The organism is Flavobacterium sp. P1_E4 (genome assembly GCF_056405915.1).
In genome coordinates this window covers 197,674-223,764 of sequence record NZ_JBFUBE010000005.1, presented here as the reverse complement: position 1 = coordinate 223,764, position 26,091 = coordinate 197,674, and the positions used below count along the sequence as shown (strand labels likewise).

The 26,091-nt window shown below is 33.5% G+C and carries 25 protein-coding genes, 1 tRNA gene and 1 pseudogene; 11 read left to right on the top strand and 16 right to left on the bottom strand.

The annotated features are described in order from the left end of the window. Positions 1-63 precede the first annotated feature (63 nt). The 6 genes from AC1DY0_RS07525 to AC1DY0_RS07500 form a co-directional block, all read right to left on the bottom strand. Positions 64-1,857 (bottom strand): chloride channel protein, encoded by a 1,794-nt coding sequence (locus tag AC1DY0_RS07525; RefSeq protein ID WP_477188014.1) that lies wholly within the window; start codon positions 1,855-1,857, stop codon positions 64-66. A 58-nt stretch (positions 1,858-1,915) separates the two neighbouring features. Next, complete coding sequence (locus AC1DY0_RS07520; RefSeq protein ID WP_477188013.1) at positions 1,916-3,076, bottom strand: S1 family peptidase; 1,161 nt, start codon at positions 3,074-3,076, stop codon at positions 1,916-1,918. 144 nt (positions 3,077-3,220) lie between these two features. Then, positions 3,221-3,889: a DNA alkylation repair protein gene (locus tag AC1DY0_RS07515; protein WP_477188012.1), complete on the bottom strand. Its 669-nt coding sequence runs from the start codon at positions 3,887-3,889 to the stop codon at positions 3,221-3,223. Between the two features lie 102 nt (positions 3,890-3,991). Next, a complete protein-coding gene (gene ggt, locus AC1DY0_RS07510; protein ID WP_477188011.1) occupies positions 3,992-5,677 on the bottom strand; it encodes a gamma-glutamyltransferase in 1,686 nt (561 codons plus the stop codon). 13 nt (positions 5,678-5,690) lie between these two features. After that, positions 5,691-7,376: a gamma-glutamyltransferase gene (gene ggt, locus AC1DY0_RS07505; protein WP_477188010.1), complete on the bottom strand. Its 1,686-nt coding sequence runs from the start codon at positions 7,374-7,376 to the stop codon at positions 5,691-5,693. After that, complete coding sequence (locus AC1DY0_RS07500) at positions 7,373-7,957, bottom strand: acyl carrier protein phosphodiesterase (protein ID WP_477188009.1); 585 nt, start codon at positions 7,955-7,957, stop codon at positions 7,373-7,375. Before AC1DY0_RS07500 ends, ggt (AC1DY0_RS07505) begins: the two co-directional genes overlap by 4 nt. Before the next feature lie 233 nt (positions 7,958-8,190). On the opposite strand from AC1DY0_RS07500, the gene glmM reads away from it, so the two are divergent. After that, positions 8,191-9,579, top strand: coding sequence for a phosphoglucosamine mutase (gene glmM, locus AC1DY0_RS07495; protein ID WP_477188008.1), 1,389 nt, complete (start codon positions 8,191-8,193; stop codon positions 9,577-9,579). A 434-nt stretch (positions 9,580-10,013) separates the two neighbouring features. Beyond that, a complete protein-coding gene (locus AC1DY0_RS07490; protein WP_477188051.1) occupies positions 10,014-11,501 on the top strand; it encodes an aminotransferase class V-fold PLP-dependent enzyme in 1,488 nt (495 codons plus the stop codon). Between the two features lie 120 nt (positions 11,502-11,621). Here AC1DY0_RS07490 and AC1DY0_RS07485 read toward each other — a convergent pair whose 3' ends face one another. Together AC1DY0_RS07485 and AC1DY0_RS07480 are read right to left on the bottom strand one after the other, a co-directional pair. Beyond that, positions 11,622-12,500: a lysophospholipid acyltransferase family protein gene (locus AC1DY0_RS07485; protein WP_477188007.1), complete on the bottom strand. Its 879-nt coding sequence runs from the start codon at positions 12,498-12,500 to the stop codon at positions 11,622-11,624. 91 nt (positions 12,501-12,591) lie between these two features. Beyond that, entirely contained in the window at positions 12,592-13,461 is an 870-nt protein-coding gene (locus tag AC1DY0_RS07480) for a lysophospholipid acyltransferase family protein (RefSeq protein ID WP_477188006.1), read from the bottom strand. A 106-nt stretch (positions 13,462-13,567) separates the two neighbouring features. Between AC1DY0_RS07480 and AC1DY0_RS07475 the strand changes: the two genes are divergently transcribed. Together AC1DY0_RS07475 and AC1DY0_RS07470 are read left to right on the top strand one after the other, a co-directional pair. Further along, a complete protein-coding gene (locus AC1DY0_RS07475; protein WP_477188005.1) occupies positions 13,568-14,206 on the top strand; it encodes a rhomboid family intramembrane serine protease in 639 nt (212 codons plus the stop codon). Positions 14,207-14,233: 27 nt separating this feature from the next. Continuing rightward, positions 14,234-14,923 carry an SIMPL domain-containing protein gene (locus tag AC1DY0_RS07470; RefSeq protein WP_477188004.1) on the top strand — a complete coding sequence of 230 codons (690 nt, stop codon included), beginning with the start codon at positions 14,234-14,236 and terminating at the stop codon, positions 14,921-14,923. 155 nt (positions 14,924-15,078) lie between these two features. Here the strand turns inward: AC1DY0_RS07470 and AC1DY0_RS07465 are convergent, their stop codons facing one another. The 7 genes and pseudogenes from AC1DY0_RS07465 to AC1DY0_RS07435 form a co-directional block, all read right to left on the bottom strand. After that, positions 15,079-16,524 (bottom strand): amino acid permease, encoded by a 1,446-nt coding sequence (locus AC1DY0_RS07465; protein ID WP_477188003.1) that lies wholly within the window; start codon positions 16,522-16,524, stop codon positions 15,079-15,081. 83 nt (positions 16,525-16,607) lie between these two features. Further along, a tRNA-Tyr gene (locus AC1DY0_RS07460) sits at positions 16,608-16,688 on the bottom strand. A gap of 172 nt (positions 16,689-16,860) precedes the next feature. Further along, positions 16,861-17,247: pseudogene (locus AC1DY0_RS07455) on the bottom strand (TlpA family protein disulfide reductase); the annotation flags it as partial. A gap of 18 nt (positions 17,248-17,265) precedes the next feature. After that, on the bottom strand, positions 17,266-18,021 hold the full coding sequence (locus AC1DY0_RS07450) for a DUF4369 domain-containing protein (protein ID WP_477188002.1): 756 nt from the start codon (positions 18,019-18,021) through the stop codon (positions 17,266-17,268). A 218-nt stretch (positions 18,022-18,239) separates the two neighbouring features. Beyond that, positions 18,240-18,458, bottom strand: a complete 219-nt coding sequence (locus tag AC1DY0_RS07445) for a hypothetical protein (protein WP_477188001.1) — start codon at positions 18,456-18,458, stop codon at positions 18,240-18,242. Positions 18,459-18,800: 342 nt separating this feature from the next. Further along, a complete protein-coding gene (locus AC1DY0_RS07440) occupies positions 18,801-19,241 on the bottom strand; it encodes a KTSC domain-containing protein (protein ID WP_477188050.1) in 441 nt (146 codons plus the stop codon). Positions 19,242-19,409: 168 nt separating this feature from the next. Then, on the bottom strand, positions 19,410-19,655 hold the full coding sequence (locus tag AC1DY0_RS07435; RefSeq protein WP_477188000.1) for a hypothetical protein: 246 nt from the start codon (positions 19,653-19,655) through the stop codon (positions 19,410-19,412). 373 nt (positions 19,656-20,028) lie between these two features. On the opposite strand from AC1DY0_RS07435, the gene AC1DY0_RS07430 reads away from it, so the two are divergent. From AC1DY0_RS07430 to AC1DY0_RS07400, 7 genes are all read left to right on the top strand, one after another. Continuing rightward, positions 20,029-20,574, top strand: coding sequence for a hypothetical protein (locus AC1DY0_RS07430; protein ID WP_477187999.1), 546 nt, complete (start codon positions 20,029-20,031; stop codon positions 20,572-20,574). After that, entirely contained in the window at positions 20,571-20,729 is a 159-nt protein-coding gene (locus tag AC1DY0_RS07425) for a hypothetical protein (protein ID WP_477187998.1), read from the top strand. The genes AC1DY0_RS07430 and AC1DY0_RS07425 overlap by 4 nt, the downstream gene beginning before the upstream one ends. 5 nt (positions 20,730-20,734) lie before the next feature. Further along, a complete protein-coding gene (locus tag AC1DY0_RS07420) occupies positions 20,735-20,965 on the top strand; it encodes a hypothetical protein (protein WP_477187997.1) in 231 nt (76 codons plus the stop codon). A gap of 31 nt (positions 20,966-20,996) precedes the next feature. Continuing rightward, positions 20,997-21,377 (top strand): YchJ family protein, encoded by a 381-nt coding sequence (locus AC1DY0_RS07415; RefSeq protein ID WP_477187996.1) that lies wholly within the window; start codon positions 20,997-20,999, stop codon positions 21,375-21,377. Positions 21,378-21,388: 11 nt separating this feature from the next. Then, positions 21,389-22,177, top strand: coding sequence for an META domain-containing protein (locus tag AC1DY0_RS07410; RefSeq protein ID WP_477187995.1), 789 nt, complete (start codon positions 21,389-21,391; stop codon positions 22,175-22,177). 206 nt (positions 22,178-22,383) lie between these two features. Then, positions 22,384-23,502: a vWA domain-containing protein gene (locus AC1DY0_RS07405; protein WP_477187994.1), complete on the top strand. Its 1,119-nt coding sequence runs from the start codon at positions 22,384-22,386 to the stop codon at positions 23,500-23,502. 39 nt (positions 23,503-23,541) lie between these two features. After that, the gene (locus tag AC1DY0_RS07400; protein ID WP_477187993.1) at positions 23,542-25,005 is read left to right on the top strand and encodes an AAA family ATPase; all 1,464 of its coding nucleotides are present in this window, start codon (positions 23,542-23,544) and stop codon (positions 25,003-25,005) included. A 137-nt stretch (positions 25,006-25,142) separates the two neighbouring features. Here AC1DY0_RS07400 and AC1DY0_RS07395 read toward each other — a convergent pair whose 3' ends face one another. Next, positions 25,143-26,087 carry a nuclear transport factor 2-like protein gene (locus AC1DY0_RS07395; RefSeq protein WP_477187992.1) on the bottom strand — a complete coding sequence of 315 codons (945 nt, stop codon included), beginning with the start codon at positions 26,085-26,087 and terminating at the stop codon, positions 25,143-25,145. Positions 26,088-26,091 lie beyond the last annotated feature (4 nt).

Sequence of the window (26,091 nt, the reverse complement as noted above, 5' to 3'; positions counted from 1 at the left end):
CCATTTTGATTGATTCTTTTGATAGAACAGTGTGGAAGATTGTGTTAAAATGATTATATAATTTTATTCTATCGTCATCGATTTTAATTTGGTTCTATAAGCCTCAAGCGCTTCTGATTTTGATATAAAACCATAATATTTGTCATCACTTATTACAGGTAGAAAAGCTTTTTTGGAAGATTCAAATTTGTTCATGACAATTTCCATACTATTGGAAGGATGGACAATGGCAACAGGCTGAACCATTATTTCTTTGATCAAAGTGTATTTCACTCTATACGGATTGAAAATGATCTCCCGAATATCATTAAAATGGACAATTCCCAATAAGTGGTTTTCTTTTGAAACCACAGGAAAAATAACTTGATTGGAATGGGATATTAAATCAACTAATTTTTCTAGATTTTCATCTGGTGTTATTTTCAAATAGTCGGTTTGTATGATGGAATATGTGTCTAATGTTGAAAGTACATTAGAATCTTTATTACTCGTAAATGCATGTCCTTTTTTGGCTAAATTCTTGACATCCAAAGAGTGTATTTCAAAACGTTTAGAAATTGCAAAGCTGATAGAGGCAACAATCATAAGAGGAATCATTAATCCATAACCTCCAGTAATTTCAGCTATTAGGAATATTGCTGTTAATGGCGCATGAAATAATCCACTCAAAATACCTGCCATACCTACCATCGTAAAATTACCTACCGGTAAATTTGTCAAACCTGTTAGGTTCAATAATTTTGAAAAGAAAAATCCAACATAAGAGCCCAAAAATAGGGAAGGAGCAAAATTACCTCCATTACCGCCACTGCCTAAAGTTATTCCAGTAGCAAATGCTTTTAACATAAAAGAACAGCCAACAAAAGCCAATAATGCCCAATTGTTATTTCTAAATCCTCTAAAAAGGGTATTTTCTAACAACTCGCCCGGATCACCCCCAGATAAGGTTCGGATGCTTTCATAACCTTCCCCAAAAAGTGTTGGAAAAATAAATATTAAAAGTGCCAAAATAGAAGCACCAATCAGCGCTTTTGTATAAATAGGAAATCGAATATGACCAAAAAAATGCTCCGTTTTTTGAAAATTACGGGCATAAAATACTGCAACAAATCCCGTAGATATACCGAGAAGCACATAATATGGCATATTATGATAATTGAAAGTTTGTCTGCTAGGGAAATTTAATAGAATGGATTCATCTAAAGCAATTGCTGATACTAAAGCTCCTGTGGCAGCAGCGATCATTATCGGGGTAAAAGCCGAAATGCTGACATCAACCAATAGAACTTCAATAGCAAATAAAACTCCAGCTATTGGAGCGTTAAACGCAGCTGCTATCCCAGCCGCTACTCCACAACCAATAAGTAATGTTCTGTCTTTATATTGTAGTTTATATCTTTGGGCATAATTGGAGCCAAATGCCGCTCCAGTAACCACAATCGGGCTTTCCAGACCTGCTGAACCTCCCAAACCTACCGTAAGCGAACTTGTCATGATTTGAGCATACATTTGTTTCTTTGGAATAATACTCGCCTTTTTGGCTACAGCATATAAAATTTGTGAAGTTCCTTTTTCAATAGTTCCTCCCAAAAAACGTTTTACGACAAAAACCGTGAGCATGATACCAATTACAGGCAGCATAATTTTGAGAAGTCCAATCTTAAAAATGTTAGTATGGATAGTTATATAAGTAGCAAATCTAAAAACCCAATGCGCAAATGTTTTCAGTATAATAACAGCTATTGCAGAGGAAATTCCAACTAAAACACTTGATAAAAAAATAAATTGCTTCGGGGTTAAAGCAGATTGTGATAAAGCAAGCAGCTGTTCTATTTTTGAAAAAAACTTTTTAAACATTATCTTTTTAAAGTTGGTTTATCACAAAATTAAGCTTTTTAATGTAAAAAGAGACAAACTATTCCATCAAAGACATAGCATGTTTGGCAACTATTCCAAAATTATATCCTTGCGCTTCATCATAGCCTGCATAATTGATAGCTATGAGCTGGCCACATTCGTTAAATACTGGAGAACCACTGGCACCATGAGTAGAAGTTACATTATACTGTAAACTAACACCATCTGATTCTTTATTGATTTGCCCCTCATAAACTTGTACTTTTATACCTCTGCGAGTATTGGCTAATTGTAATCCCATTGGATAACCAATTAGAATTGCATTGGTTCCTGGTTTTATGCTCGCATCATCTTTTACGGCATCTTCTAAATCAACAATATCTGAAACGGAAGCTGGTAAGGTTTCGCTCATCAATTGTAAAACGGCAACATCCACTTCGTCACCATCGGCGATTTTAAATACTTTGCATTGCAACCAATCATCTTTTGAGCCGTGTAGTGCTACGCTAATTTCAACTGTTTTAGGAAGAATTTCTATATCCTCAAGATTTGTGTATGTAATTTGGCTAGTTATGGCTTTTTCTTCAGTTTTATTATCCGTTATCAAATCATTTACTTCACTGTTAACACTCGAAGAATCAACATTGGCAACTGGAGTACTGTTTTCTGCTATGGCTTCTTCTTCAGAATAATCTCCTTCGCCTTCTTCATCATAATAGTCATTCCAGTGTGATTCAATATAAGTTTTATAGTCTTTTTTATCAATAGAATCAGGTAAAATAGATGCGATGTGGTCTTTTAAGTCATTGAAATTATCATCCTTAGATTCTGAATATTTCCAAGGTTCAGCAACATGATGATTGGTAACTATTTTTCCATCCTCAGAAACAAAAAAACCTGTTCCTGAAATTGTTTTTTCTCCTAATGAACTATCGTCAACAGCAATTTGAAAAGGTTCAGAACCTTTGATTGAAATTTGCAAAGCATAAGTATGTTTTACAAGTACTACTGCATTTTTGTATTTTTCATAAATCTGGGTTTGATTATTAAGGCAGACAACTTCTTTTTTGTTGTATTTAGCCCAAACTCTCGGTATTATGATTAACCCCAGAACAAATAGTATCCCAATAATTAATGCTATTTTTTTATTTTTTGCTTTGTTATTGGTTTGCAATGGATTTGCATTACTTTTTTCTTCTGAAGTTTGATTTTCTAACATTTTATTAAATTTTTGAAAGCAAATTTAATAAAACAAAACGTACTAATTATATGTTGCTTTATTTTAATTAAGACAATTTATATAAAGCAAGTTAGTGGTATGTAAATCAAGTAATTGGGTGTTTTAATAGTAAAAACAATGTTTTTATTTTATATTTTTCAATGCTTCTCTTTCGCTCAATTTTTTTAGATTAGAGACGGAAACAAAATCCTTTACAGCTTCAGGATTTGTTTTGGCATATTCTCGTAATGCCCAGCCGATGGCTTTTTGTATGAAAAATTCAGTTGACATTTTATGCTTCTCGCAGACCAATTTTAATAAATCAAAATTTGTTTTTTCTTTATAACCCAACTGAAAAAGAATGGTGCTTCGATTCAACCACATATTTTCTGAATCTGAAAAACGATTAATGATAGTAGATGTTTCTAAAGGAAATTGCTGCAAATAGCCTCCCAAAATAAATTTGGCTATAACGTCAACACTATCCCACCATGGGTTGGTGATTATGAGTTTTTCGATAAGCTGAATGTCTTCTTTTATATAATTTTTGTTCAGTTTTTTTATCAAAATTTCTAAAGCACAATAATGCAGTTCTCGTTCTTTTTTAGAATATAAAAACAATGCTATTTCTCTTGGATTTTCAGAAACTTCTTTTTGGTTCTCTGCCAAGATAGTTTTAAAAATTAGCCTTCTTTTCTCTGTTTTTATTCCAAAAAAGTGAAAATTATTTTTCATGTATTTTGACATAGCAACTGCATTTTCAGTGTTGCTATTTTCTGTAAAAGCTTTTTCTAAAGATGGAATAAAATTCATTTAATAAAAATTCAATAACAATAGCAATTTCAATGACAATGAGAAAATTTAAATTCCAAAATTAAATAGAGAAACTGAAATCTAAATTCTAAAATCTGCATTCTAAAACCCAGCTGCCTTATCATCACCTCTATAATCAGCACCACCTTCAATTTTATTATCAGGAAGAACCAAAATAGCATCTACTTTTCCAATTACTGGAGTTGTTTTTTCATTGATGATATATCCTTTGGATTTTAATTTTTCAAAAGTGTTTGTATCGAAAGTATTGGGTTCAAATGTAATTACATCCGGTAGCCATTGATGATGAAATCTGGGTGCATTTACAGCTTCCTGCATACCTAAATTATATTCATAGACATTCAGAATTGTTTGCAAAACCGAAGTAATGATGGTGGATCCGCCAGGTGAACCAACAACCATAAAAAGTTTTCCATTTTTCTCGACTATTGTAGGGGTCATGGAACTCAACATTCTTTTTTGTGGAGCTATGCTATTGGCTTCATTTCCAATCAGACCAAACATATTGGGCTCACCGGGTTTGGCACTAAAATCATCCATTTCATTATTTAGAAAAAAGCCCAACTCATCACAATAATACTTAGATCCATAACCGTCATTTAAAGTCGTTGTCGCAGCTATAGCATTTCCAAATTGATCCACAATCGAGTAATGAGTTGTCTCTGTACTTTCATTATAAGTTACTTTTCCTTCCTTAATTTCAGAGGATAAAGTAGCTTTATCTAAATTAAAACTAGACATTCTTTGTTTTAAATAATCATCATTCATCAAGCCTTTCAAAGGTATTTTTACAAAATCTGGATCGCCAAGATAATAGCTTCTGTCTGCATAAGCTCGGCGCTCGGCTTCCACAATTACCTGAATTGATTCATCTGAATTGTGCCCCATTTTGGACAAGTCATAAGGCTCAATCATTTTAAAAATTTGTGCCAAACAAATGCCACCACTACTTGGAGGCGACATCGAAATGATTTTTAAATCTTTGTATTTAAAAGATAGGGGAGTTCTCCACTTGGCTTCATATTTTGCCAAATCTTCCATTGTGATTATGGCACCTTTTCCTTGAAGATATTTTATCAAGGTTTTGGCTGTTTGTCCTTTGTAAAACTCATTTTTCCCATTCTTGGCAATCCTTTTTAAGGTTGCTGCCAAAATTGGATATTTGATAGTATCGTTTTGCTTATAAATTGCAGCGAATTTGGTATTTTCTCCATTAGCCTTAATAATGGCAGTTCTATAATCATTTAGTCTTTTTTCTTGCCTTTGAGTAACAATGACACCTTTTTCGGCTAATGCAATAACTGGTTTCAAAATTTCGGACATTGGCATTGAACCGTATTTTTTATGAACCGCAAAAACACCGGCTATAGTTCCAGGTACTCCAATTGCCAGCGGACTTTCGGTACTTTTTCCTTTGATTACCTTTCCGTCTTTGTCTAGAAACATATTTTTGGATGCAGCCAAAGGTGCTTTTTCTCTGTAATCCAAAGAACCAACTTCTCCGTTTGCTTTACGAAAGACCATAAATCCTCCACCACCAAGGTTTCCTGCATAAGGATATGCTACCGCCAAAGCCAATTCGGTGGCTACCATTGCGTCAAAGGCATTTCCGCCTTTTTGCATAATTTCTGCTCCAATTTTGGAAGCTTCTTCACGAGCCGAAACAACCATGGCTTTATCTGCAATAAGACCTTTTGTTTTTGTTATGCTAGTTTGTGCAAAACTATTCAAACAGACGAATAGAATAAAAATAGATGCTTTTTTCATTTTCTTAAATCAATTAATATCCAGATGCGTTATTGTCTCCTCTTTTATCAGCACCGCCTTCTAATTTGCCATTTGGAAGCACCAAAATAGCATCAACTTCGCCAATAATTTGGTTGTTTTTTTCATTGATGATATAACCTTTCTTTTTTAAATCTTCCAATAATGATTTTGAAAAAGAATTCGGTTCAAAAACAATTTCGTCAGGTAGCCATTGATGATGAAAACGTGGAGCATTGACGGCTTCTTGCATACTCAAGTCAAATTCGTAAACATTCAAAATAGTTTGTAAAACAGAAGTTATGATAGTAGATCCTCCAGGAGTCCCAACGACCATATTGAGTTTTCCATTTTTCTCTACAATAGTTGGAGACATCGAACTCAACATTCTTTTTTCGGGTGCTATGCTATTGGCTTCGGTTCCTGTCAGACCATATAAATTGGGTACTCCGGGTTTGGCACTAAAATCATCCATTTGATTGTTTAAAAAGAATCCCAATTCATCGCAATAGATTTTAGAACCATAATTATCATTTAAAGTTGTCGTTACTGAAACTGCATTTCCCTTAGCATCAATTATTGAATAATGAGTTGTTTGCTTGCTTTCATAACCTTGAATGGTGCCGTGAGCAACATCTGAAGATTTTGTGGCTTTATCAAATGAAAAATCACTCATTCTACTTTTTAAATAGGTAGAGTCTTGAAGTTCTTTCATTGGAAGTTTTACAAAATCAGGATCGCCTAAGAAATAGTTTCTATCGGCATAGGCTCTTCTTTCTGCTTCGGTAATTACCTGAATCGACTTCATACTATTATGTCCCATTTCGGCAAGATCAAAAGGTTCAATCATTTTCATAATTTGATTCAAACAAATACCACCACTGCTAGGAGGAGACATCGAAATTATCTTTAAATCTTTGTAATTAAAAGTGATTGGAGTTCTCCATTTTGCTTGGTATTTAGCCAAATCATCAAGGGTGAAAAGTCCTCCTTTTTTCGACATAAAAGAAACTAATTTCTGTCCAGTTTCACCTTTGTAAAATTCATCTTGACCATTTTTTGAAATTCGTTTCAAGGTTTCAGCCAAAGCCAAATATTTGATAGTATCACCAACGTTGTATACTTTTGAGAACAAACTATTTTGGCCGTTTGCTTTTATAAATGAAGCTCTGTAATCTGCTAGACTTTGTGCTTGAAATTGGGTAACTACAACGCCTCTTTCCGCCAAAGCAATAACTGGTTTTAAAATTTCATCAATAGGTAAAGAACCATATTTTCTATGTACTTCAAATACCCCGGCAATTGTTCCAGGGATTCCTGAAGCCAAAGCTGTTTCGGTGCTTTTACCCTCAATAACATTTCCTTTTTCATCGAGATACATATTTTTTGATGCTGATAAAGGTGCTTTTTCTCTGTAATCTAGAGCACCCGTCTCACCATTGGCTTTTCTGAAAACCATAAATCCGCCACCACCAATATTTCCTGCTTGAGGATGGCTTACGGCCAATGCCAATTCGGTGGCAACCATAGCATCAAAAGCATTTCCACCTTTCTGCAAAATTTCAACACCAATTTTTGAAGCTTCTTCGCGTGCCGAAACCACCATAGCCTCTGTAGTCACCAAACCAGAAGGTTCAACTATTTTTTCATTGGATTTGCAACTTAGAAATAATACTGTAATTAGTAGTATGTATTTTCTCATAAGGATAATATTTTTTGTTTAGTTTCGATTCTTAAATCTTCAAAAAAAGTGGTGAACTCTAATTCAAAATCATTATAATATTCAATTAGTTCATTGGATGCGAATCTCATTTTAGACTCATTTTTGGTTCGGCCATCCATTTGTGTCAGAATCCTATTGATTCCTTCTACAGTTTGGTAACTTACAAGCCAATTGTACTCAATCATATAGGGCATCATTCCTTTGGTTCTTTCAGATAAAAAATCATGATTATCATGTAAAGACTGGTAAAAGCGATTTGTAAAATCTACCAAACTTTCATCGGAATAATTACTCCAGTTTTTTGCTAAAAAATGGTCATAAAACACATCTACAATAACTCCTGCATAATGATGATACTTTTCGTGCAATCGTTTTGTACTTTTCCTAAAGACAGGATGAGCATCAGTATAAGTATCAATAAAACGATGGAGAATAATTCCTTTTTGTATTTCTGAGTCGTAATTTTCAAATTGTTTCCCCCTAATTCCATCAGCCATAAAGTTCCCGATTTTTATCAAATCATTTTCTCCAGATAAATAGATGTGGGCTAGGAAGTTCATTTTTGTTGAGTTGATAAGTTTCTTAAGTACTGAAATTCTAGGTTTATTCTCGTAAATGTAAAAACTTTTTTATTGATTATTTCAAAAATAAAACTGTCCAGACAAATGTTTCCTTTTGTACTCTTAGAAACTTAGTATTAAAGAATCCAATTTTATAAAAACTTAGCCACTCAGCACCTCAGAAACTCAGCAACTTTTTTATATTTGTAACAAATAACCATTAATTAAAAAAAATGACTTTAATAAAATCAATATCCGGAATTCGAGGAACAATAGGAGGGAAAGTAGGAGATAATTTAACTCCGGTTGATGCCGTAAAATTTGCTTCTGCGTATGGAACTTGGCTTAAAAATTATTCCAAAAAAGATAAACTAACTGTTGTAGTAGGTCGTGATGCCCGTATTTCTGGACCAATGATTCATAATTTAGTTATTAATACACTTATAGGATTAGGAATTGATGTAATAGATTTAGGTCTTTCGACAACTCCGACTGTAGAAATTGCTGTTCCATTGGAAAAAGCCGATGGTGGAATCATTTTGACTGCCTCACATAATCCAAAACAATGGAATGCCTTGAAATTATTGAATGAAAAAGGTGAATTCTTAAGTGGTGCAGCAGGAGAAAAAATCCTTGAGATTGCCGAAGCCGAAGCTTTTGATTTTGCAGATGTAGACAGTTTGGGCGAAATCACTATAAATGATGCCTATATGGATATTCATATCGACGAAGTATTGAACTTGCCATTGGTGGATGTTGAAGCCGTAAAAGCAGCCAAATTCAAAGTGGTTGTGGATGGCGTGAATTCATCAGGAGGAATTATTATCCCTAGATTATTGGAATTAATGGGCGTTGAAGTAGTAAAATTATACTGTGAACCAAACGGCCATTTTCCTCACAATCCAGAACCTTTGAAAGAACACCTAACAGATATTTCAGAGTTGGTGGTTAAAGAAAAAGCACATTTGGGTGTTGTTGTTGATCCAGATGTGGATCGTTTGGCTTTCATCAGCGAAGACGGTGAAATGTTTGGTGAAGAATATACTTTGGTGGCTTGTGCGGATTATGTTTTGAGCAAAACGCCTGGAAATACAGTATCTAATATGTCATCTTCTCGCGCATTGCGTGACGTGACAAACAAACACAATGGAAACTATGAAGCCAGCGCAGTAGGTGAGGTGAACGTAGTAGAATTGATGAAAAAAAATAATGCGATAATCGGTGGTGAGGGCAATGGTGGTATCATTTACCCAGAGTCACATTACGGTCGCGACAGTATGGTGGGTGTGGCTTTGTTCCTTACTCATTTGGCCAACAAAAAAATGTCGGTTTCTGCTTTGCGTGCTTCCTACCCGGAATATTATATGAGCAAAAACAAAATTGAGTTGACTCCACAAATAGATGTAGATGCGATTCTTGTGGCGATGACCGAAAAATATAAAAACGAAGATATCACCACAATAGATGGCGTGAAGATTGACTTTGCCGATAATTGGGTTCATTTAAGAAAATCGAACACAGAACCAATTATTCGTATTTATACCGAAGCCGCTACCCAACAATTAGCAGATTCTTTAGCGCTGCGAATTATTGACGAAATAAAAGCAGTTGCTGGAATATAAAACTTTAAAACCGACGAGAGTCGGTTTTTTTTATGTCTTATGAAGAATGATTAAATATTTTTTTGGAGCAGAAAGAGTAGGCATTTATGGCGGTATTGGTCCCGCTCTCCGTTTCAATCTCTTCGCAAAAGCTACGAGGACTTTCACTGTGATCGGGGCCAAAGATAAAGATAGTGCTTCTTTGTTATTATTTATAATTGTAACCGAATTCGAATCTATAATATTAAAAATTTTATTTAAAATCTATAGATTAAATGGGTTAAATAGATAATTTATTTAAATGCTTTTTTATTGAATTTTTATCGAAAATATGAATATATTAAAGATTAATCTGAGGATAATTATTGTTTTTGGTTGTAATATTTTCAAAAATGTAATGTTTGAAGTTTGAATTCGGTCAAAAAGCAATATATTTGAAACCAAATTTAATTCAAATGGTCTCAACAAAAGTTACAACACAACTAGAACAATATTTTCAGCAATTTCGAGATAATATTATTGGAATTGACCAAGGGTTTGAATCGCCTTATGGGCAACAAAAAATCATCTATACTGATTGGACAGCCAGTGGTCGTTTGTATCGTCCGATCGAAGAAAAATTGATGAATGAGTTTGGGCCTTTTGTTGCCAATACACATACCGAAACTACGGTTTCCGGAACTGCAATGACCAAATCGTATCATCATGCCCGTAACATTATTAAGCATCACGTAAATGCAAATTCAGACGATGTTTTGATAACGGATGGAACCGGAATGACAGGTGTGGTAAATAAATTTCAACGTATATTAGGTTTAAAAGTACCCGAAAATCTAAAAGATTATATAAATATTCCAGCTGAAAAAAAACCGATTGTTTTTATTTCGCACATGGAGCATCATTCCAACCAAACTTCATGGCTTGAAACCATCGCCGATGTAGAAGTCATTCCATCGTGTGAGGAAGGGCTTTTTAGTATTGATAATTTAGCGGTTTTATTGGATAAATACAAAGACAGAACCTATAAGATTGCTTCCATAACGTCATGTTCTAACGTAACCGGAATTAAAACACCTTACCATGAAGCCGCCAAACTAATGCATCAGCATAACGGGGTTTGTTTTGTGGATTTTGCCTGTTCGGGACCTTATGTGAAAATAGATATGCATCCAGAAGATTCAGAATCGTATTTGGATGCGATTTTCTTTTCTCCACACAAATTTTTAGGTGGGCCGGGAACTTCAGGAGTTTTGGTTTTTAATAAAAAATTATACCATAACATGGTGCCTGATTGTCCGGGTGGAGGAACAGTTTCTTGGACAAATCCTTGGGGAGAACATAAATACATTGACAATATAGAAGATAGGGAAGACGGTGGTACTCCAGGATTTCTTCAAGTGATCAAAACGGCATTGGCAATTCAATTGAAAGAGCAAATGGGAATTGAAAATATACTGAAACGCGAACATGAAATTGTGGAGTATGTTTTTGACTCATTGGGAAATATTCCAAACATCAAGATTCTTGCTGGACAACATCACAATCGATTGGGAGTAATTTCATTTTTTATAGAAGATCTACATTTTAATTTAGGGGTAAAACTATTGAATGATAAATTCGGAATTCAAACTCGTGGTGGTTGTAGTTGTGCTGGGACTTATGGGCATTTCTTATTACACGTGGACCAGGAAGCTTCAAATAAATTAATTGATGAAATTAGTTTGGGAGATTTAATCAGAAAGCCAGGTTGGATTAGAATGTCGATACATCCGACAACCACAACGGCTGAAATCGAATATGTTTGCAATAGCATTAAATCTTTGGCTGAAAATCATAAAAGTTGGTCATTAGATTATAATTACAATAAAGACACCAATGAGTTTGTACACAAAAACTCTCATGCAATTGAAGATACTTTAGTTCATGATTGGTTTTCTTTATAAGTAACTAAGATTCTAAGAATCTGAGTAAMTATGGATAAAAAAAAAACACCTTTTCAGAATTACTAACTTGAAAAGGTGTTTTGTTTATGTTCAAAAATCTGCAATCAAAAATCAAAAATCTTAAATTTTATCTCTTCTGTATTTCCATCTTTTATGTGTCCATAAATAGAATTCAGGGGCTTCGTAGATTTGTTTTTCTAAAAGTTTCAAGTACTGGTCAGTAAGTTCAAAGTTTGGAACTTCTTTTGGATTATCAGAAAGAATTTCAAGCGTTGCTTCGTAATGACCTCGTGATACTTTTTTAGTATTTAGATAAACCAGATTCATATTGTATCTTTTGGATAACATTTCGGCGCCCACATGAACAGGGACTTCAATTCCCATGAATTTTGACCAATGCATAGCTCCTTTTGCCTTGGGTGACTGGTCGCTGGCAAAACCATACAATGACAATACATTGTTTTTATTATTATTGATTATTGTTGGAACTGTCTGTTTTGTCGTGATTAATTTGGCATTAAATCGGGATCTTATTTTATGTACCAGTTTATCAAAATAAGGATTCTTTATTTGTTTATAAATTCCATATGCCATAAAATCCGAATAGTAATTCATAGATATAATCCATTCATAACTGGCATAATGTGAGCAAATAATAGCTACACTTTTCCCTTGTTTTTCTAGTTCTTTATAGACTTCAATATTTTTAAAAACAAATCTTTTGCAAATTTCTTCTTTGGAAATATTCATTGTTTTTATCATTTCAATAAACATATCACACATGTGGTGGTAGAACTTTTTTTCTACAATCAATCGCTCTTGATCTGATAAATGGGGTAATGCCAAGACAAGGTTTTTACGAACCGTTCTTTTACGATATCCAATAACTCGGTATGCAATGAAATAAACAAAATCGGAAAATATATATAATAATCGAAAGGGAAGCATCGAAATTATCCAAATAATTGGATAGAAGAGTATATAAATGAAGTATTGCATTTATTAAAATTTAATGCAAATATAAAAAATAATCTTTTTTAATAATTGACTATAAATTTTATGCCATTTCTTTTATGATTATTTTAAGAAATTATCTTTGGTGTTTCCATCGTTTATGAGTCCATAAATAATATTCTGGAGACTCATAAATTTGTTCTTCTACCCGTTTTAAAAATAAATCTGTTAATTCATAGTTAGGGATTTCTTTTGCATTTTCTGAAAGTACTTCCAAAGTCGCCTCATAATAGCCACGTTTTACTTTTTTTGTTTTAAGAAAAACTACATTCATGTTATATTTTTTGGCCAGCATTTCGGCGCCTGTATGAACTGGCACCTCAATACCCATAAATTTTGTCCAATGATGAGCGCTGTTCTCTTTTGGAGATTGATCACTGGCAAAACCATAGACAGATAGTTTTTTATTTCTGTTGTTGGTTATGATTGTTGGGATTGTTTCTTTGGTAGTTATCAAAGTTGCATTGAATTTAGAGCGAATGGAATGTACTAATTTATCAAAATAGGGGTTTTTAATTTGCTTATAAATTCCGTAGCCATGAAATTTTGTGAAATAGTTCATTGAAACAACCCATTCATAACTGGCATAATGCGCACACATAATGGCAATACTTTTTTCTTGCTTTTCCAGTTCAGAATAGATTTCAAAATTTTTGAAGACATATCTTTTGCATATTTCGTCTTTGGAAATAGTCATTGTTTTTATCATTTCCAGAAACATATCACACATATGGTGAAAGAATTTTTTTTCAATGACCAATCGTTCTTTATTAGATAAATGAGGTAAGGTTAATGCTAAATTGTTTCTTACTGTCTTTTTTCGGTAACCAATAAGTCGGTAAACGATGATGTAAGCAAAGTCTGAAAAAAGATACAGTAATCGGAATGGTAATATTGAAATACACCATAGAATAGGGTAAACAATTAAATAAACAATGTATTTCATTTTATGATATTTCGCCAAATATAGTTTTTAAATAACACATGGAGATAGTTTATGATTCCTTTATTAATTAGATTTACACTAAATTTTAAAAAACACCTACATTTTTATGAATGCTATTTTAATTGGAATTATTATCGCCAATGTGCTGATAAGTTATAAAGGATTTAACGATTTTTCTTTTTTTAGAAAATATGAGTTTCACGTGGGAAGTATTCGTGCTGGTGAACAAGTTCGAATGATTTCGTCCGGATTTCTACATGTTGACATGACTCATTTATTGTTCAATATGCTAACTCTTTATTTCTTTGCGCCGGTTGTTATGAATTATTTGGGTAATATTTCATTTATCATGGTTTATTTTGGTAGTTTGATTTTTGGCAGTTTATTGACAATGTTGTTCCATAAAGACGACTACAGTTATAGAGCTGTAGGAGCATCAGGAGCAGTTACGGGAGTTTTGTATTCTGCTATACTATTACAGCCTGATATGATGTTGGGCTTATTTTTTGTAATTCCAATTCCTGCCTATCTATTTGGTATTATGTACTTGTTGTATTCTATCTACGGCATGAAATCCAAAAATGACAATATAGGTCATACAGCTCATTTTGGAGGTGCCATAGGAGGTTATTTGATTACTATCCTAAGAAATCCTGAATTAATACAAGAACATACTCTAATGACCGTTTTACTTGCTATACCTATTGTTATTCTTTTTGCAATGGCAAAAATGGGAAAACTTTAAATTTTTTAATCTATAAAAATCAACATTATGAAAAAATTAATTTTGTTTGTTATCTGTCTATTTACGGTTTTGGCATACAGCCAAGAAATTAAACCAATTCCTCAAGTAAACGTATCGGGTGAAGGAAAAATAAAAGTGGTTCCTGATCAAGTTACCATTTTGGCTACTGTGGAAACTAAAGGAACTAATGCCAAAGATGTAAAAAAACAAAATGACCAGCAAATGGAGGCTGTTTTAAAATTAGTCAAAAGTATGAATTTGGCTCCCGCAGATTATAAAACAAAAAGAGTTTCATTGAATCCACAATATGATTATGAAAAAAAGAAACATACTTATAACGCTACACAAACTATTGAGATTCTTTTGAGAGATTTAACAAAGTATGATGAATTAATGGAAGGATTAGTAGATCAAGGTATAAATCGTATTGACAATGTGACTTTTCAATCATCAAAGTTGGCTCAATACCAATCTGACGCTAGAAAAGCAGCTATGAAAGATGCGAAAATGAAAGCTGAGGAGTATGTGTCTGTTTTAGGGCAAAAAGTTGGCGCAGCGATAACTATTACAGATAATTCACAAACGTACTATCCACAACCTGTTTATGCTATGAAATCGATGGCAATGGAAGCTGATGGAGCGGCTCCTAGACAAACAATGGCAGCAGGTGAAATTGAGATTATTGCCAATGTTAGTGTTAGTTTTAAATTGGAATAAGATTAAAATGGGCATGACCACATGGGTCAGGCTGTTCATTATATCTTTTCTTTTCCTAAAGGAGGAAAAGAAAAGGATGTCATTTCCATCCTTCATGCAATCCTGTTTTCATAACAAAATAAAAAAAGTGCTTGAAAATTCAAGCACTTTTTTTATTAAGATTTAGTTTCGTTTCGAAGTTTACTTCTTTTCTTGCCATAAAAGAAATAAATTATAAAGCCAATAGCTAACCAAACAAAAAGTCGTAACCAAGTATCAAATGGTAAAGAAACCATCATAACAACACAAGTAATAATTCCTAAAATAGGAACAAGAGGAACAAATGGTGTTTTAAATGGACGTTCTAAATTAGGTTCTTTTTTTCGAAGAATTAAAATCCCCAAGCAAACCATTACAAAAGCCAGTAAAGTACCAATGCTTGTCATTTCGCCTACAATACTTATTGGAACTAATCCTGCGAAAAGACTAATAAAAATGCATAGAACAATATTAGATTTATAAGGTGTATTGAATTTTGGATGCAACTCTGAAAAAACTTTTGGCAGCAGTCCATCTTTACTCATCGAATAAAACACACGTGATTGTCCCAATAAATCAACTAGTATAACCGAAGTATAGCCAATTAGAATAGCTAAAATAACAGCTATGCCTAACCATTCATAAGGTGTATTCGCTATAGCAATGGCAACAGGTGCTGCGCTATTTTTGAATTCAGTGTAATTAGCCAATCCTGTCATTACATAACCAAATAGAATAAAAAGAACAGTACACACAAGTAAAGATCCTAGTATTCCAATGGGCATATTTCGTTGTGGGTTTTTCGTTTCTTGAGCCATTGTTGCAACAATATCAAATCCAATAAAAACAAAGAAAACTACACCCGCTCCACGTAAAACACCAGACCAACCAAATTCTCCAAATGTTCCTGTGTTATTCGGAATGAAAGGATGATAATTTGCCGGATCAATATAATGCCAGCCCAAAGCGATAAAAACAATCACAACACCCACTTTTAAAGCCACTACGACAGCATTGAATAAAGCAGAACCTTTTGTTCCACGAATGATGATAGAAGTAATTAAGGCAATAATTAAAATGGAAGGCAGATTTACAATGCCATGAACAATACTTCCATCGGCTAATGTGGCAGTTTCAAAAGGAGATAAAACCAATTGTGGCGGAATGAAAATATCGAATTTTTCTAAAAACTTGACCAAATATTGTGACCAACTTATTCCAACCGTGGCAGCACCAACCGAATATTCTAGGATTAAATCCCATCCGATAATCCAAGCAAAAAGCTCACCTAAGGTTGCGTAAGCATAAGTGTAAGCACTTCCGGAAACAGGAACCATTGAAGCGAACTCTGCATAGCATAAAGCGCTAAATGCGCAACCAACAGCAGCGATAACAAATGATAGTATTACCGCTGGTCCGGAATTATTAGCAGCTGCAATTCCAGTTAATGAAAAAAGACCTGCGCCAATAATTACTCCGACTCCAATTGCAACTAAATTAACAGCGCCTAAACTACGTTTTAATGAATTTTTGCCTGTATTTTCAGCTTCAAGTTTTAATGCTTCGATTGATTTTTTTAACATAACTAATAAATTGTATAAACTATATGTATTTAGTAGTGTTTTTAGTAAAAAAAAAAGGCTTCAATTTCTTGAAGCGTTTTTAGTGGGGAGAGCAGGATTCGAACCTGCGAAGTTCACACAGCAGATTTACAGTCTGCCCTCGTTGGCCGCTTGAGTATCTCCCCAGGCCTTATTTGGTAACGCTTATTGCGTTATCCGGGTGCAAATATAGAGACTGTTTTTAGTTTTACAAACTTTTTTTGCACTTTATTTTAGTATTATTTTTAATGCATTGGTATTGAATAAAATAAAAAATCTCCACAAGGGAGATTTTTTATTTTGAAGTACTAAAAAGAATTATTTTCCTAGTAGTTCAATGATTTTTGCTTTAAGTTCATCGCCTCTTAAATCTTGCGCCACTACATTTCCTGATTGATCAAGGATGAAGGTAGCTGGAATTGATTCTACTTTATATTGCTTTGCAATTGGATCTTCCCAACCTTTAAGATTTGAAACTTGAGTCCAAGTTAGCTTATCTTTTGCAATAGCTTCTTTCCATTTTGCAGGATCTTCATCTAGAGAAACACCAATTATATTAAGACCTTTAGAATGCAATTCAGCATAAATGGCTACTACGGTTGGATTTTCTTTTCGACAAGGACCACACCATGAAGCCCAAAAATCAACAATTGTCACTTTTCCTAAACTTTCCTTAAGGCTGATTGTTTTGCCTTGAGGATTAGGAGCAGAGAAATCAGTCCTTCATTTAGCAGCTGGAGCTTGTGGCATTGTAGTTGCACCAACAGAAGGAGTTTTCAATTCAGCAAGTTTTGTTTTTAAAGCTTTACCTGGTTTAGAGTTTTTCAAAGACTCTTCAAGGCTATTGTACATAGTTTCAATTTTTTTAGAATCTACTGCTGGATCATTGCTCATCCCTTGGATGATTAATACACTGATAAAAGATTTTGGGTGTGTATTTGCATAGTCAACATATTTAGTTTTTGAAGTAGCACCAATTTCAGTTTGAATTTTAGTGTATTCTTTCATTAAACTATTGATAGTTGCAGTATCTTTACTTTGTTGTGCCATTTGCATTTTTTGCATATTAGCTGTTTGAAAACTCATCAAAGGTTTTTGAATTTTAGTAATTTCTTCGTTGAATTTCACATACTCATCATTGTTATAAGTACCTGAAACTTTAGATTTTTGAATTGTATCTTTGTTAACAACGATTGTAATATCTCCATTTTCTAAGATAAATGGAATTTTACCTTGTGCGCCTTCAATTTGCAAAGTGTGGAAAGATGGTTCAACTGCTTTTCCTTTAATTTCAAATTTACCGTTTTCTATTTTTACTGTATCAACAGCAATTAATCCCATACCTTTCTCATCTTGAGTTTCTAGGATTACTGTTTTTCCGTTTCCAAAACCAGTAGCAGTTCCTGAGATAGTGTATTTGTCTTTGCTACAAGAAGTAAGTAATGCTGTAGCAGTAAGAAATAAAATAATTTTTTTCATTTTTATTAGTTAATTGTTTTTAAGGTTACAAAAGTATTTAAAATTATAAATTAACAATAACTTTAGGACCTAAATTTATGTTATAATTTTCTAGCATTTAAAGTTCTTAAAAACTAGCAAATTCAATATTTATAATTTTATAATAGTTTGAATATATATACTCTACAAAAGTTATAGAGTGCATAATGTATTAAATAGGTTTTAAAATTATTGAATTTTTAGGATTCGCATTGGTGAATATGTGATTCAATATGTTCGATTTCATTTAATGTTATCTTAATATCTAAATTAACAGTTCTCAAATCTTTGTGTAGATGAGAACAAACAGGGTTTGATTTTAACTTAAAATCAATTTCAGCCTTTATTTTTTCAAGCTTTTCAAAGGTTTTCAGGGCATTTTTATATTGCCTATGATACCGATTAATATAATCATTCATGGTTTTGAGGTTAAGTTAGCATTATTTGGGTAGGCTAATTTATTAAAAAGCTTGTTAAATAAATGTTAACTAAAAGTCATTTTTGAAATTTATAAGCTTGGTAATAAGTGTGGTAATTATTTTAACTTCCTTGATTACTGATATTCCTTATAATGTTGATTTTTTTGAGGCTGCGATTTTTTTATTCATTGTGGGAACAATTTTGCGTAAAGGACCAGTCGCTTAAAATATATTTACAATTTTTAGATTTTTGATGTAAATTAAATGTAGTAATTATTGTAGATCCAAAAAAAAAAAGCACTCCTTTAAAAGAGTGCTTTTGCATATGTCTATTATTGAAAACTATTCTTGGTTGATAGTTTTTCTCCAAGGAAATGCATTAAAGATGTGTCTTTTTGCAAATCTTCCAGGAGAATCAGCGTTTACCATTTTCACGTAAGTTGCTTTAGGAACACTGATGTATTCGTATACGCTTCCGTTTGAGAAATTGACAATTAATCTTCCTTCAACAAATTTGTAGTCTGTAATTGTTGATGTAGAAGTTGTCTCAGTATATTCAGGTAAAAGTTGTTTAATTGTCTCAGCGTTAATGCTTACCAAGAAGTGGTATGCTTCAATTATTTTTTTACTGTTTTCTTCAGCTTCTTTTAAACCAGCTTCATCACCTTGAAATTTATCAGGATGTGCGTCTTTCATCGCATTACGATAGATGGTTTTCAATTCTTTAAGCTCTACTGTTTTTTCTACATTAAGTAGTTTGCGGTATTCAACTATTTTTTTCATAAATAAGGTAACTACTTGTCTTTTACTATCAAACCAAACATCTTTTGGCTGGAAATCGACAATTTTTTGCAAAGGTACACTTTTTTTTAACTTTTTAGTTTAGGACAAAAAAAAAATCAAAAAAAGTGCTTTTTTGATTTTTATAAATATTTTTTTTTGTCTAAAAGTCTATTGTTCAGGCTTCATATTGGCCTTATCAAAGTTTTTAGATTTCTTTGGATATTTATTGTAGCTGATGTCGCTTGGGTTTTCGATAACACTTTTTATGGTAATCCAATCACCAAGATTGTGTTTCTGAGCCATCTTGAAGTCTAAAAGATAAATTCCACAAAAATAATTTTTGTTTTCATCTTGCTCCATTATTCCTGTAAAAACGCCTTTTTGTAACATTCTTTCCTCTGATGCTTTGGTCATAATCTGTTTATTTTAAAATAATTCTGGGGCAAAGTTAGCTAATTAATCGGAGATTGATATGGGATTTGGGGTTGAAATGATTTTTCGGGAATTGAATATTTACTTTTTGAGCGTAAATACGATTGCGATCGGGTGAGGGATTACTTCACTATATATTTATTTCCATAGGAGCTCAGTGAACTTCGTTTGGAGCAAGCTACCGAAGTATTGCGGATAGCCAGACAGCATCAAGAAAAGGGACCGAATCACCCTTGCGTAAATTAGGTCCCTTTTCTTGATGGTGACACCCCATAATTGTTTTAAATGGAAATTGATTTTGGTAGTTTTTTGAATTGATTTGGTAGATACTGTTGTTTGTGGCTACCTTTGTTTTATGGAAAAAATATTTCGACCGAGTCCAAAATCATTCAAAAATACATTTTGTGTTTTTCATGAAGTGTTGCCTGATCGAATTGCAGGAATGCCAGTGCAGTATGATAGTCAATCTGGTAGCAAATATTTTTATACTAAGGAAGGGATGTACCGCCTGTCCAATCATTGGGGGCGTTTGGCCAATAGCAAATGGCGATTGGAGCCAATGGAACCAGAGACAGAATCCAAATTCAAAATAGGTTTTGCCGCCTGGAATGAATTTTATCCCGATAATTCTGAAGAAGAATTGTACTATTTGGAAGCCAATTACGAGAAGAAAACTGTTAATTACCAACACCGAAACAATCCAAATTACGATTCGAAAGCCATACTGAGAACGAGTTTTTTTACTGCAAAAAGAATCAAGCAGATTCGGAATTTATTTGAACTTACTTCTTGGGCTAAGTATTTTGATTATGATGATATTGATGAATTACGCAAGGAAATTATAGAGGAATTAATTTTTACCAATAAAACATTGGAAGAAATAAAAAGAGAAATACAATGAGCCGAAACAACGAAAAAAACATAAAGAAACACAACGACAAACTGCACAAAGCTCAAGACAAGGCCAAGAAAGCAGCGATGGATCGTAAGGAAAAACTAAAACAAATCACTAAAAAATTCAATGAAGGGAAGTCTTCTGAGGATAATCAAATCTAACAATGATGGACAAAAATAAATTTAGCGAATTAAAAAATGGTGTTCAGGAGATAATCGATTTTATTGCCAGTAAAAATGCTAAGGAAGCCAGTAATAAATTGGTTGAAGTTAGTGAGGAACTAGATGAAATGTTGGATCATGCCGAAGAGGATGAAGATCTTATTGAAATCAGTAAATATCAAGTGTTGCTGAATCAATTGCACCAAAGAATCGTTTTGCTTGACGGACATATATAATTCATAAATTATTGATTTTTTTAAATAGAATATGACTTCCAAAAAATGTTATTGTGGTTCTCAGAAATCTTTTGAATCGTGTTGTGGTCTTTATATTAGTGGAGAACAACGTGCGCCAACCGCTTTGGCATTGATGAAATCGAGATATTCGGCCTACGCAACTCATCAGGCAGATTATTTATTGGCGACAACACATAGTAGCGAAAGGAAATATTACTCCAGAGAAGAAATTTTGCATTGGGCGACAGCCAATAAATGGCAAAAACTGGAAATTATCTCAGCCACAGAAAATACCGTGGAATTCAAAGCATATTTTATTGATGAAAATAATGTAAATCACGTTCATTACGAATTTTCAACTTTTAAACAGGAAAATGGGAGTTGGTTTTATGTGGATGGAAAGTTTAAATAATATAAGATTTTATGAAAAAGTGGATTCAATTATTGCCAATTGTATTGCTTATTATTGGTTGCAAAAGTGCAGTAAAAGTTCCGAATGAGGCTGCGAAAGCAGAACCTACTTTTGCCTACAAACAGCAAATGGAGAATTTGGAGAAAGGTATTTACTTTAGAGGAAATGGTAATGAACCCGATTGGAATTTGAAAATATCCGAGAAAACCATTGAATTCACTTCTTTGATACCAGGTTTTGCAACATATACAGGAAATCACGTTGAGCCTCTTCGTGCCATGGATGCAAATGTAAAAATGTATCGCGTTACAACTGGAACTGTAACAATGATTATCCAAATCATGCAACAGGAATGTGTAAATACGATGTCTGGTGACAAATCGAATTATTCTGTTCGAATTGAAATTGTGAAAAATAATAACTCAACATTCTTGAGTGGTTGCGGAAACTATATTACCGATTCTCGTTTGCACGATATTTGGGTTTTGGAACAATTAAATGGACAAAAGGTGAGTTTGGCAGATTTTACTAAAGAATTACCTAATCTTGAAATAAACAGTTCGACCAATCAATTCATGGGGTTTGCAGGTTGCAACAGAATGAATGGAACGATTTTCTTTGAAAGAGGATTGCTTCGATTTGTAAATACTATAACTACTCGAATGGCTTGCGGAGCTAATAATAAAGAAAATGAATTCCTAAAAACATTACAAAGCACAACCAATTATAAAGTGGAAAATTTGCGATTAATACTTACTAATCAATCGGGAKAAGAATTGATTTTCAAAAAAGTAGATTAATCATTTTAAACAAAAAGTTTAATTTTTTTTAACCATTAAGAAATTAAGATTCATTAAGCATTAACTCTAAATGAATCTTAATTTCTTAATGGTTATCTTTTTTTTTAGCTCACTAAATTATATGTTTCATTTAATTAAAGCCTTTTAACGTAAAATTATAAATTGTTAGCGCTGAGTTCATTTAAAAATAATCTAAATTTATGATTATGAACACTACGATAAAAAAGGGATTCTATTTTAAAAGCTACGAAGCTCCGTTTCAATCTCCATTTGATAAGCTTTTTGCTATTTTCAAAGAGCTTATTACACACACTTCGGGAGATTTTGATGAAGCTATCAGTTGGCTACGCGAATTGGATAAAGAATATAAACTAACCGATTCATCCTATACCATCGACGATTTTATTGAGGATTTGAAGAAAAAAGGATACATCCGAGAAGAACTCAAAGATGACGGAACTTCAGGCTTGGGAATTACTGCCAAAACAGAGCGAGCGATACGTCAACAAGCTTTAGAAAATATTTTCGGAAATATTAAAAAATCGGGTAGCGGTAACCACAAAACCAAACATGTTGGAAATGGTGATGAACATACGGGAGAATTTCGAGAGTTTCATTTTGGAGATGGATTAGAACGTATTTCATTGACTGAAAGTCTTCGTAATGCCCAAATCAATAATGGAGTGGCTGATTTTATGTTGACAGAAAATGATTTGGTCGTCGAAGAAACCCGTTACAAATCTCAAATGAGTACTGTTTTGATGATTGACATCAGTCACAGTATGATTCTGTATGGAGAAGACCGCATAACTCCCGCCAAGAAAGTGGCAATGGCTTTGGCCGAATTAATCACTACCCGTTATCCAAAAGACACACTCGATATTCTTGTTTTTGGAGATGATGCTTGGAGGATTTCCATTCGGGATTTACCTTATCTAAAAGTCGGTCCATTTCACACCAATACCGTTGCCGGTTTGCAATTGGCAATGGACTTATTGCGTAGAAAACGAAATACCAACAAACAGATCTTTATGATTACCGACGGCAAACCAAGCTGTGTCAGAGAAAAAGACGGATCTTATTATATGAACAGCAACGGTCTCGACCATTACATCGTTGAAAAATGTTATACCCAAGCACAACAAGCCAGAAAACTTCATATTCCGATAACGACTTTTATGATTGCCAATGATCCTTATCTGCAAAAATTTGTAAATAAGTTTACCGAAGCCAATCAGGGAAAAGCGTTCTACACCGGATTGAAAGGTTTGGGCGAAATGATTTTTGAGGATTATGAAACCAATAGAAAGAAAAGGATTAAATAAAGTTCAATTTCAATGGCAATATCAATTTCAATAAAAAATATGAAGATAGAAAACATAAATACACTAGGAGAATTAAAGAAATCAGGATACGTAAGCAAAAGCATCAAAGATGAATTGCGTTACAACTTGAGAGCGAAAATCAAATCAGGGAAACCTACTTTTGAAGGGGTTCACGGTTTTGAAAACACCGTAATTCCCGAGTTGGAAAGGGCTATTTTGTCGCGCCATAATATCAATTTATTGGGACTTCGTGGACAAGCCAAAACGAGACTGGCTAGAAAAATGGTTGAACTTTTGGATGAATATATTCCGTATGTGACAGACTCCGAAATAAATGATGACCCCTTTCATCCATTATCACGTTTTGCAAAAGACATCATTGCTGTAAAAGGTGATGAAACTCCAATCTCATGGTTACACAGAAACGATCGTTTTTTCGAAAAACTCGCCACTCCAGATGTAACTGTTGCTGATTTAATAGGCGATGTCGATCCCATAAAAGCAGCAAATTTAAAATTATCCTATGCCGATGATCGCGTCATCCATTTTGGGATGATTCCACGTGCCAACCGCTGTATTTTTGTAATTAACGAATTACCAGATTTGCAAGCAAGGATTCAAGTAGCTTTGTTTAATATACTGCAGGAAGGTGACATACAAATTCGCGGATTCAAATTGAGAATGCCACTCGACATGCAATTTATCTTTACCGCCAATCCTGAAGATTATACCAATAGAGGTAGTATTGTAACACCACTAAAAGACAGGATAGGTTCACAAATCTTGACACATTATCCTCAAGATATCAATATTGCCCGAACCATTACAACACAGGAAGCAAAGCTTGATAAAGTCCAAAGCGACTTGGTTTACATTCCGTCTTTGGCCAGGGATTTATTGGAGCAAATTAGTTTTGAAGCGCGAGAAAGCGAATTCATTGATAATAAAAGTGGTGTAAGTGCCAGATTGAGCATTACAGCTTATGAAAATTTATTAAGTACTGCCGAACGCCGTGCTTTACGATCCGGAATAGATACAACGAATTTACGTTTGTCTGACTTTATGGGGATTATTCCTTCCATAACCGGTAAGGTTGAATTGGTTTACGAAGGAGAACAGGAGGGAGCTGCCATTGTGGCGCAACGCTTGATAAATGATGCTATTCATACTTTTTTTCCAGCCTATTTTCCAAAAATTGAGCGATTGGAAAAGCAAGGAGAAAAAACTCCTTACACCGATATTTTGGATTGGTTTTTCACCGAAAGCGGTTTTGAATTATTGGATGATTGCACCGATGAGGAATACAAAACTATTTTGGACAGTATTGCTCCACTCGAAAAATTAATTGAAAAATATCAACCTCAATTAGAAAAGCGAGATCGTTATTTTATGAAAGAGTTCATTTTGTGGGGATTGGTTGAATACAAAAAACTAAGTAAAGACCGCATATCCGAAGGATATCAATTCAAGGATATTTTTGGAAGTTATATTAGTAAATTATAACTAACTGGAGTAGTAAAAGTTAACACGAATTACACTAATTAGCACAAATTCTTTGTATCGTAAAAAAAAGATACTAATTCGTGCTAATTAGTGTATTTTGTGTTTTTTGGTTAAGATTTGAGTTGCTGAATGTTCCATTATTTCACTTCTAATATTTTTTGGCTGTAATATGCTATTTCATTTGTTATTTTTCCTTTATCATCAAAAGTATCAATGAACATCATAGGTAAGACTATACTTTTTTTATCTGATTTTCGGATTAATCTAATTTTCCACCATGATTGAACAACTCTGGCATCGTCCAATTCGTAATGCAGATAATCAGGATATCCCACTTGATCAATGCTTACTAGATCATACATTTCAAACATTTTTTTATCATTTTCCTTTTGTTCTGCCAAGGTGTATTGTTTATTAATGTCGGGGTTATTAATATCTATAAAAGTAGCTTTGTCATCATAATACTTATAAGCTTTATCAAAATCTTTGTTTTCAAATGCATATACCATTTTCCGCACAGAATTAATATTTTCATGGTGGTTGTAGATTTGACCATTTGTTCTGTCTGCAAAACTTTGATTAATTTCATCATTCACAGTACTGGTCGAATAGTTAATCATCATTTTTATTTTATTGTCTTTATTTACTGTAAATAAACGATGAATTGGTCTGTCAATCTTCACACCTGTTTCTTTCTGTACTCCTTTCATATCCTCCCAAGTCTGTACCCAAACTAAATCTTTTTGATCAGCATCTTTATATTCAAGTGCATCAGGATAAGCGCCTTTGGATCTTTTGATACTTGGATAGTCTATGTTGTCTTTCCATGTTTTAACAGTCTTTAAATAAGCAGCTTTGTCCATTCCTTTATCATCCTTATTGGTAGATGTTCCACTATAATACTTAAAATCATCAGCTAAATAGCTGGCTACTTTATCAGTGTTCCCACTAACAAATGCTTGCGTCATGTCTTCTACCGTAGTAATAGCTGGATGCTCTACATAAATGGTACCGTTAGGTTTTTTTTGAGCGTATGTGATGCATGTCGCAATCAACAATACTGTTGCAATAAAGTTTTTCATGTTT

What these genes read in the sequence shown, in the direction of transcription:
- AC1DY0_RS07425 (WP_477187998.1), top strand. Translation starts at nt 20,571, where the DNA reads ATGAGCCGAAACAACGAAAAAAACATAAAGAAACACAACGACAAACTG.
- AC1DY0_RS07515 (WP_477188012.1), bottom strand. Translation starts at nt 3,889, where the DNA reads ATGAATTTTATTCCATCTTTAGAAAAAGCTTTTACAGAAAATAGCAAC.
- AC1DY0_RS07525 (WP_477188014.1), bottom strand. Translation starts at nt 1,857, where the DNA reads ATGTTTAAAAAGTTTTTTTCAAAAATAGAACAGCTGCTTGCTTTATCA.
- AC1DY0_RS07435 (WP_477188000.1), bottom strand. Translation starts at nt 19,655, where the DNA reads ATGACCAAAGCATCAGAGGAAAGAATGTTACAAAAAGGCGTTTTTACA.
- AC1DY0_RS07465 (WP_477188003.1), bottom strand. Translation starts at nt 16,524, where the DNA reads ATGTTAAAAAAATCAATCGAAGCATTAAAACTTGAAGCTGAAAATACA.
- ggt (WP_477188010.1), bottom strand. Translation starts at nt 7,376, where the DNA reads ATGAGAAAATACATACTACTAATTACAGTATTATTTCTAAGTTGCAAA.
- glmM (WP_477188008.1), top strand. Translation starts at nt 8,191, where the DNA reads ATGACTTTAATAAAATCAATATCCGGAATTCGAGGAACAATAGGAGGG.
- AC1DY0_RS07475 (WP_477188005.1), top strand. Translation starts at nt 13,568, where the DNA reads ATGAATGCTATTTTAATTGGAATTATTATCGCCAATGTGCTGATAAGT.
- AC1DY0_RS07415 (WP_477187996.1), top strand. Translation starts at nt 20,997, where the DNA reads ATGACTTCCAAAAAATGTTATTGTGGTTCTCAGAAATCTTTTGAATCG.
- AC1DY0_RS07520 (WP_477188013.1), bottom strand. Translation starts at nt 3,076, where the DNA reads ATGTTAGAAAATCAAACTTCAGAAGAAAAAAGTAATGCAAATCCATTG.
- AC1DY0_RS07470 (WP_477188004.1), top strand. Translation starts at nt 14,234, where the DNA reads ATGAAAAAATTAATTTTGTTTGTTATCTGTCTATTTACGGTTTTGGCA.
- AC1DY0_RS07480 (WP_477188006.1), bottom strand. Translation starts at nt 13,461, where the DNA reads ATGAAATACATTGTTTATTTAATTGTTTACCCTATTCTATGGTGTATT.
- AC1DY0_RS07430 (WP_477187999.1), top strand. Translation starts at nt 20,029, where the DNA reads ATGGAAAAAATATTTCGACCGAGTCCAAAATCATTCAAAAATACATTT.
- AC1DY0_RS07450 (WP_477188002.1), bottom strand. Translation starts at nt 18,021, where the DNA reads ATGAAAAAAATTATTTTATTTCTTACTGCTACAGCATTACTTACTTCT.
- ggt (WP_477188011.1), bottom strand. Translation starts at nt 5,677, where the DNA reads ATGAAAAAAGCATCTATTTTTATTCTATTCGTCTGTTTGAATAGTTTT.
- AC1DY0_RS07445 (WP_477188001.1), bottom strand. Translation starts at nt 18,458, where the DNA reads ATGAATGATTATATTAATCGGTATCATAGGCAATATAAAAATGCCCTG.
- AC1DY0_RS07405 (WP_477187994.1), top strand. Translation starts at nt 22,384, where the DNA reads ATGAACACTACGATAAAAAAGGGATTCTATTTTAAAAGCTACGAAGCT.
- AC1DY0_RS07420 (WP_477187997.1), top strand. Translation starts at nt 20,735, where the DNA reads ATGGACAAAAATAAATTTAGCGAATTAAAAAATGGTGTTCAGGAGATA.
- AC1DY0_RS07440 (WP_477188050.1), bottom strand. Translation starts at nt 19,241, where the DNA reads ATGAAAAAAATAGTTGAATACCGCAAACTACTTAATGTAGAAAAAACA.
- AC1DY0_RS07500 (WP_477188009.1), bottom strand. Translation starts at nt 7,957, where the DNA reads ATGAACTTCCTAGCCCACATCTATTTATCTGGAGAAAATGATTTGATA.
- AC1DY0_RS07395 (WP_477187992.1), bottom strand. Translation starts at nt 26,087, where the DNA reads ATGAAAAACTTTATTGCAACAGTATTGTTGATTGCGACATGCATCACA.
- AC1DY0_RS07400 (WP_477187993.1), top strand. Translation starts at nt 23,542, where the DNA reads ATGAAGATAGAAAACATAAATACACTAGGAGAATTAAAGAAATCAGGA.
- AC1DY0_RS07490 (WP_477188051.1), top strand. Translation starts at nt 10,014, where the DNA reads ATGGTCTCAACAAAAGTTACAACACAACTAGAACAATATTTTCAGCAA.
- AC1DY0_RS07485 (WP_477188007.1), bottom strand. Translation starts at nt 12,500, where the DNA reads ATGCAATACTTCATTTATATACTCTTCTATCCAATTATTTGGATAATT.